The sequence below is a fragment of the Streptomyces sp. NPDC046759 genome (assembly GCF_040645475.1).
GTDB lineage: Bacteria > Actinomycetota > Actinomycetes > Streptomycetales > Streptomycetaceae > Streptomyces.
The window spans coordinates 3996-5228 of sequence record NZ_JBEYYJ010000073.1 but is presented as its reverse complement, the minus strand read 5'-3'; the positions used below and the strand labels follow the sequence as shown (position 1 = coordinate 5228).

Genomic DNA, 1233 nt, shown 5'->3' with positions numbered 1-1233 from the left:
GGGGCTGTTCGTGGTTTCAGAACCAACACAGTGGACGCGAGCAACTGAGGACAAGCCCTCGGCCTATTAGTACCGGTCACCTCCACCAGTTACCTGGCTTCCAGATCCGGCCTATCAACCCAGTCGTCTACTGGGAGCCTTACCCCATCAAGTGGGTGGGAGTCCTCATCTCGAAGCAGGCTTCCCGCTTAGATGCTTTCAGCGGTTATCCCTCCCGAACGTAGCCAACCAGCCATGCCCTTGGCAGAACAACTGGCACACCAGAGGTTCGTCCGTCCCGGTCCTCTCGTACTAGGGACAGCCCTTCTCAAGACTCCTACGCGCACAGCGGATAGGGACCGAACTGTCTCACGACGTTCTAAACCCAGCTCGCGTACCGCTTTAATGGGCGAACAGCCCAACCCTTGGGACCGACTCCAGCCCCAGGATGCGACGAGCCGACATCGAGGTGCCAAACCATCCCGTCGATATGGACTCTTGGGGAAGATCAGCCTGTTATCCCCGGGGTACCTTTTATCCGTTGAGCGACGGCGCTTCCACAAGCCACCGCCGGATCACTAGTCCCGACTTTCGTCCCTGCTCGACCCGTCGGTCTCACAGTCAAGCTCCCTTGTGCACTTACACTCAACACCTGATTGCCAACCAGGCTGAGGGAACCTTTGGGCGCCTCCGTTACCCTTTAGGAGGCAACCGCCCCAGTTAAACTACCCATCAGACACTGTCCCTGATCCGGATCACGGACCCAGGTTAGACATCCAGCACGACCAGACTGGTATTTCAACGACGACTCCACAAACACTGGCGTGCCTGCTTCACAGTCTCCCAGCTATCCTACACAAGCCGAACCGAACACCAATATCAAACTGTAGTAAAGGTCCCGGGGTCTTTCCGTCCTGCTGCGCGAAACGAGCATCTTTACTCGTAGTGCAATTTCACCGGGCCTATGGTTGAGACAGTCGAGAAGTCGTTACGCCATTCGTGCAGGTCGGAACTTACCCGACAAGGAATTTCGCTACCTTAGGATGGTTATAGTTACCACCGCCGTTTACTGGCGCTTAAGTTCTCAGCTTCGCCCACCCGAAAGTGAGCTAACCGGTCCCCTTAACGTTCCAGCACCGGGCAGGCGTCAGTCCGTATACATCGCCTTACGGCTTCGCACGGACCTGTGTTTTTAGTAAACAGTCGCTTCTCGCTGGTCTCTGCGGCCACCCCCAGCTCGAGGAGCAAGTCCTC

At 56.7% G+C, this 1233-nt stretch carries 1 rRNA gene (cut by a window edge); it reads right to left on the bottom strand.

Annotated features, from left to right (window positions below):
* Window positions 1-46: 46 nt before the first annotated feature.
* Window positions 47-1233: ribosomal RNA gene (locus ABZ919_RS41400) — 23S ribosomal RNA — on the bottom strand; it runs 2021 nt beyond the window's last position.